6 protein-coding genes are annotated in these 5,598 nt (G+C 77.3%); 3 read left to right on the top strand and 3 right to left on the bottom strand.

The annotated features are described in order from the left end of the window. Window positions 1-209: 209 nt before the first annotated feature. The 3 genes from C6N75_RS19180 to ybaK are packed head-to-tail and all read left to right on the top strand — an operon-like array spanning window position 210 to window position 2,621. Entirely contained in the window at window positions 210-1,352 is a 1,143-nt protein-coding gene (locus tag C6N75_RS19180; protein ID WP_105870142.1) for a hypothetical protein, read from the top strand. Window positions 1,353-1,357: 5 nt separating this feature from the next. Next, entirely contained in the window at window positions 1,358-2,098 is a 741-nt protein-coding gene (locus C6N75_RS19185; protein ID WP_105870143.1) for an LON peptidase substrate-binding domain-containing protein, read from the top strand. A 22-nt stretch (window positions 2,099-2,120) separates the two neighbouring features. Further along, window positions 2,121-2,621: a Cys-tRNA(Pro) deacylase gene (gene ybaK / locus C6N75_RS19190; RefSeq protein WP_105870144.1), complete on the top strand. Its 501-nt coding sequence runs from the start codon at window positions 2,121-2,123 to the stop codon at window positions 2,619-2,621. An 81-nt stretch (window positions 2,622-2,702) separates the two neighbouring features. Here ybaK and C6N75_RS19195 read toward each other — a convergent pair whose 3' ends face one another. The 3 genes from C6N75_RS19195 to C6N75_RS19205 form a co-directional block, all read right to left on the bottom strand. Next, window positions 2,703-3,422 carry a DUF2567 domain-containing protein gene (locus C6N75_RS19195; protein ID WP_258177499.1) on the bottom strand — a complete coding sequence of 240 codons (720 nt, stop codon included), beginning with the start codon at window positions 3,420-3,422 and terminating at the stop codon, window positions 2,703-2,705. 207 nt (window positions 3,423-3,629) lie between these two features. Next, window positions 3,630-4,463, bottom strand: a complete 834-nt coding sequence (locus tag C6N75_RS19200) for an ABC transporter permease (RefSeq protein WP_105870145.1) — start codon at window positions 4,461-4,463, stop codon at window positions 3,630-3,632. 222 nt (window positions 4,464-4,685) lie between these two features. Beyond that, window positions 4,686-5,598: ABC transporter ATP-binding protein (locus tag C6N75_RS19205; RefSeq protein WP_105870146.1), on the bottom strand; the 913-nt coding region annotated here is incomplete at its 5' end.

Here is a 5,598-nt window from a genome sequence, read left to right on the forward strand (position 1 = left end):
CCGGAAGGTTGGCCCGCCGATTGTCAAGAGAAGGTAAAGAAAGCGGGTCGGTCGGGGATCATGGTGACCGTGCCGGGTGCGGCACGGTCACCATGATCACCGACCGACCCGCTTTCTTTACCGTCTCTTGACAATCGGCGGCACAACCTTCCGGCCGCCACCAAAGCTTCACAGCAGGGCCCTGGCGCACCTGTGACCTGCGTTTTTCAATGGTCGACACCATGACACTGCTGCGCGCCCTGATGAGCACCGCACGCCTGTCCCGGCCCACCGTCCGCCGATCCGCCGACGGGCTGCCGCCGGACGGCGCGGTGCTGCTCGACGCCCCCGACCATCGCCTCGGCCCGGTCCTGGTCGCGGCCGCGCTCGGGGATCACTTTCCAGCCGCCGCGCTGCTCGCGGCGACCCGCGAGTCGGCCGACTGGGAGCGCCGCGACCGGTACGCCGCGCAGCTCGCCGCCTTCGCCCGCAGCAGGGAGGAGTGGCTGCAACGCTGGCAGGCGGCCGCCCCCGGCGACCCGGACGCCCTGCTGGTCACCGCGGAGCTGGCGCTGCGCCGGGCCTGGGCGTCCCCGGCCCGCGCCGAGCGGCTGCGCGAGGTGGGGCCGCTGATCGACGCCGCCGCCGCCCGGGCCCCGCACGACCCGGTGCCCTGGCGGCTGGCGCTGGAGCACGCCCGCGGCTCGGGCGCCGCGCCGGCCGACTTCGAGGCGCTGTGGGAGCAGGCGGTGCGCCGGGCCCCGCACCACCACGGCTGCCACACCGCCGCACTGCGCTACCTGCTCGCCCAGCGCCGCCACGGCTCGGGCCCCGAGGGCTTCGACCACTGCTTCGACTTCGCCGAGCAGGCCGCCCAGGACGCCGCGGCCGGCTCGCTGGTACGGGCGCTGCCGGTGCGGGTGGCGTTCGCCCGGCTGCGGTCGGCGGCCGGCTCGGGGGGCGTGCTCGGCGCGGTGCCCGAGGCTCGCGTCGACGCGGCCGCCGACCGGGCCGCCGAGCTGTCCGCGCGCTACCCGGCGGGCGACCCGTGGCCGGCCGAGGCCCGCAACATCCTGGCGTACGTCCTGGTGCGGCGGGAGCGGTGGAGCGCCGCCGTGGAGCAGTTCCGGCTAATCGGGCCGTACGCCACCTCCTGCCCGTGGAGCGCCGGCGAGGAGGTGCCGGGCGCCGAGGCGGACGATCCGCTGGGGCGGTTCCTGGACGCCCGCGAGCAGGCCCGCGGCATGGCGGCCGCCGGCGCGCTCCCCCTGGCGCGGGCCGACGGACGGGCGGCCGGACCGGCGGCCGGCCGGGCGGCGTCGCGCGTGTCCGGACGGGGCGGACGAAGCCGCGCGGGCGGCCATTACGCTTGACCGCTGTGACCACCGCTCGCCTGCCCCTCTTCCCGCTCAACGCGGTGCTGTTCCCGGGCCTCGTGCTGCCGCTGAACGTCTTCGAGGAGCGTTATCGCGCCATGATGCGCGAACTGCTGAAGACCGACGAGGCGGAGCCGCGCCGGTTCGCCGTGGTGGCGATCCGCGACGGCCGCGAGGTCGCGCCGACCGCGCCCGGCATGCCCGATCCGACCACCCCGCCGGAGAAGGGCCCCGCCGCCGGCTTCGGGCCCGACCCCATCCAGGCGTTCCACCGGGTGGGCTGCGTCGCGGACGCGGCCACCATCCGGGAGCAGCCGGACGGCACCTTCGAGGTGCTGGCCACCGGCACCACCCGGGTGAAGCTGCTCTCGGTGGACAGCAGCGGGCCGTATCTGACCGCCGAACTGGAGGAGCTGGAGGAGGAACCGGGCGACGGCGCCGAACCGCTCGCCGAGGGCGTGCTGCGCGCGTTCCGCTCCTACCAGCAGCGGCTGGCCGGGGCGCGGGAGCGCACGGTCTCCTCCTCCCAGGAGCTGCCCGACGAGCCGTCGGTCGTCTCCTACCTGGTGGCCGCGGCGGCGGTGCTGGACACCTCCGCCAAGCAGCGGCTGCTCCAGGCCCCCGACACCGCGACCCGCCTGCGTGAGGAACTGCACCTGCTGCGGGCCGAGACGGCGGTGCTGCGCCATCTGCCCTCGCTGCCCGCGGTCGAGCTGACCCGCAGCCCCACCAGCCCCAACTGACGCAGCCCAGAGAGCAGGTCCCGTGGCCAGGAAGCCCAGGAAGCAGGCGGCCGGCGGCACTCCGGCGACGGTCGCGCTGACCGCCGCCGGCACCGCCTTCACCGTGCACGCCTACGACCACGACCCGGCGGCCGAGTCCTACGGCGAGGAGGCCGCCGAGGCGCTGGGCGTCTCCCCCGACCGGGTGTTCAAGACCCTGGTGGCCGACGTGGACGGGACGCTGACCGTCGCCGTGGTGCCGGTCGCCTGCCGGCTCGACCTGAAGGCGCTGGCCGCGGCGGTCGGCGGCAAGAAGGCGGCGATGGCCGACCCGGCCGCCGCCGAACGCACCACCGGCTACGTCCGCGGCGGCATCTCCCCGCTCGGCCAGCGCAAACGGCTGCCCACCGTCCTGGACGCCTCCGCGACCGGCCACGCCACCATCTGCGTGTCCGCCGGACGGCGCGGCCTGGAGGTCGAACTGTCCCCCGCCGACCTGGCCGCCCTCACGGACGCGGTACTGGCCCCGGTCGGGCGCGGCTGAGTCCGTTCGGCGGCGGCCGACCGGCCCGGCCGACACCCGCCCGGCCGCCGTCCGGCCGGCTCGACGCCTCCGGCTGCCGGCTCAGTGCCCCCGGTCGTCCGGGCCGGCGGCGCGGGGAGCGGGGTCGGGGGTGGCCGCGTGGAAGGCGCCGTGGGCGTCGTCGTCGGGCTCGGGGTCACGCGGGGCGAACAGCGCGGTCAGCCCCAGGTGGACGAGCATCGCCGCGATCGGCCAGGCCAGGACCGCCCCGTAGGCGTGCAGCTCCAGCGGGGCGTCGAAGGTGACGCCGGCGCCCAGCTCCCGGGCGTGCCCGGCCACGTCGTGGGTGGGCCCCAGCAGGGTGCCGACGCCCCAGGCCAGCAGCGAGCCGAGCAGCCCGCCCAGGGCCAGGCCCACCACCAGCGGGATGCCGCCGCGCTTGCGCCAGAGGAAGACGCCGGCCGCGGTGAGCGCGCCGAAGCCGAGCGCCAGCAGAGCGAACACGGCGTCGCCGCCGATCGCGCCCTCGCCCTCGTTGTCCTTGATCAGGACCGCCCGGCCGTCCGAGATCAGCGGGACGCGCGGGGCCAGCCACAGCCACAGCAGTCCCAGCAGCAGGCCGGTGGCGGTCACCGCGACCGCCGCGAGCGCGCCCTGCCGCACCTCGGCCGCCAGGTCGTGCTTCTCCTCGGCCTCGTCGCCGGTCCGCCAGGACGCAGACGGGTGGGGCGGCGGCCACTCGGCGCCCCCGGCGGGCGAGGGAGCGGGGCCGTCGGACGACCCGTGGGGCGGCTGGTGCGGCGGCGTCAGCGGTGCGGTCACCCTGCCATCGTGCCAGGCGACCCCCGCGTACGCCTCACCGGTCCGCCGGGCGGTACGGCCCCGGGCCGCCGGGCCCGTGACCCGCGCCCACCGGCCGGCCGCCCCTCGCCGCACCCGCGACCGGTCCGCCGGGCGGCACGCGCCACGGCCGCGCACCGCACGAGCCGCGCACCGCCCGTCCGTCCGGCACCGGGCGGCCGTGGGCCGTCAGCGCACCGCGGCGCGGCGGTAGGCCCAGGTGGCCAGGGCCAGGGACGCCGCGCCGACGGCAGCGCAGACGGCCAGGTCCAGGCCGACCGCGGCCCAGTCGGGGTGGGCGTCGAAGGTCCCGGCGAGGGCCTCCACGCCGTAGGTGGACGGCAGCAGGTCGCGCGCCCAGCCCAGCACCTCGGGCATCCGCTCGGCGGGCAGCACGCCCAGCAGCAGCGCCGCCGACATCCCGAGCTGGCCCAGCAGGGTGGCCAGCTCCTGTCGGGGCGCCAGCAGTCCCAGCGCCGCGCCGAGCCCGGCCAGCGCCGCCCCGGACAGCGGCACCACCGCCGCCAGCACCCACAGATGGGCCAGCGGCAGCCCGAACAGCACCGAGCCGGTCACGGCGGTGACCACCGTGCCGGGCACCGTGAAGGAGGCGTACGCCCCGGCCGCGCCCAGCACCACCGCGGCCGGCGGCACCGGCAGCGTGGCGTAGTGGTCGAGACCGCCGCTCGCCCGCAACTGCCCGAAGTACTGGGCCAGCAGGTTCAGCGCGACGAACGCCACCACCAGCACCGAGGAGCCGGCGACCACGGCCCGCGCCTCGCTGCCGCCGTCCACCACGCCCCGCATCAGGACCATGATCCCGACGGACTGGAAGGTGGCGACGAACAGCAGCGGGATGCGGGCCACCCGGGCCCGGGAGAGCTGCGCCCGGTAGACCGCGGCGAGCGCGGGCAGCAGCTTCGCCCGGGGCGCGAGGTCTGCGGCGCCGGGCCGGTCGTCCTCCGTTCCGGCGCGCGGCGCGCGCACGGTGGACGGCAGGGCCCTGGCGGACACGGTGCTCACGTGGTGTCGCTCCTGTTCCCGCGCTTCCCGCGCTCTCGGCGGGCCTCCGGCGTACCGCCCGGGGTTGCCGGGGTACGCGATCGGGGCCCGGGTTCACGGTACGGGATCCGCACCGGACCGCCCGCGCACCCCCGCCCGTACGGCTGTACGGACGCCGGGGCGGTGTCGCTCAGCGTCATGCCGCGCCCCGCCTCCTGTCCTGACCGGTCACGTCCCGGCCGCTCATGTCTTGACCAGCCCCTTGGCCTGGCCGCCGCCGAGGGCGAGGTAGACGTCCTCCAGGCTGGGCGCGGCCAGGGTGAAGTCGTCCAGGGCGGCGAAGGCCGCGCCGCCGGTGACCGCGGCGACGGCCGCGCGGGCCTCGTCGGGGGCCAGCCGCAGTGTCCAGCGGCGGCCGGACTCCTGTGCGAGCGGGCGCAGCGCGGCGACCTCGGGGACGTCCAGCGGCGCGCGCTCCCGCCACATCAGGTCCACCCGGACCTCGCTGGCCACCCGCTCCTTCAGCCCCGCGGGGGTGTCGCAGGCGATGACCCGGCCGCGGTCGAGCACGGCGACCCGGTCCAGGACGGTCTCCGCCTCGATGACGTTGTGGGTGACCAGCAGCACGGTCACGCCGTGCTCGGCGCGCCGCCGGTCCACCGCAGCCCAGACGGCGCGGCGGGCGACCGGGTCCATGCCGGTGGTGGGCTCGTCCAGCACCAGCACCGGGCGTTCGCCGACCAGCGCGGCGGCGAAGCAGGCCAGCCGGCGCTGCCCGCCGGACAGCTTCTTCAGCGGCCGCCCGGCCAGCTCGGTCAGGCCCAGCTCGTCCAGCACGGCGTCCCGCCCGGCGCGGGCCCCGCGGGCGCTCAGCCCGCGCAGCCGGCCGGTGGTCTCGGCGGCCAGGGCGACCGTCAGCTCGTCCAGCGCGGTGGACTCCTGCCCCAGGTAGCCGACCAGCCGGGCGGCCCGCTCGGGGTGGCGCACCAGGTCGTGGCCGAGGATCTCGACGGTGCCGGAGTCGGGGCGCATCAGCCCGGTGAGCTGGCGGACCAGGGTGGACTTGCCGGCGCCGTTGGGGCCGAGCAGTCCGAAGATCTCGCCGCCGCGCACCTCCAGGCAGACGCCGTCGGTGGCGCGGATCTCGGGGGTGGCG

The sequence above is a fragment of the Streptomyces solincola genome (assembly GCF_002982015.1).
Lineage (GTDB): Bacteria > Actinomycetota > Actinomycetes > Streptomycetales > Streptomycetaceae > Streptomyces > Streptomyces solincola.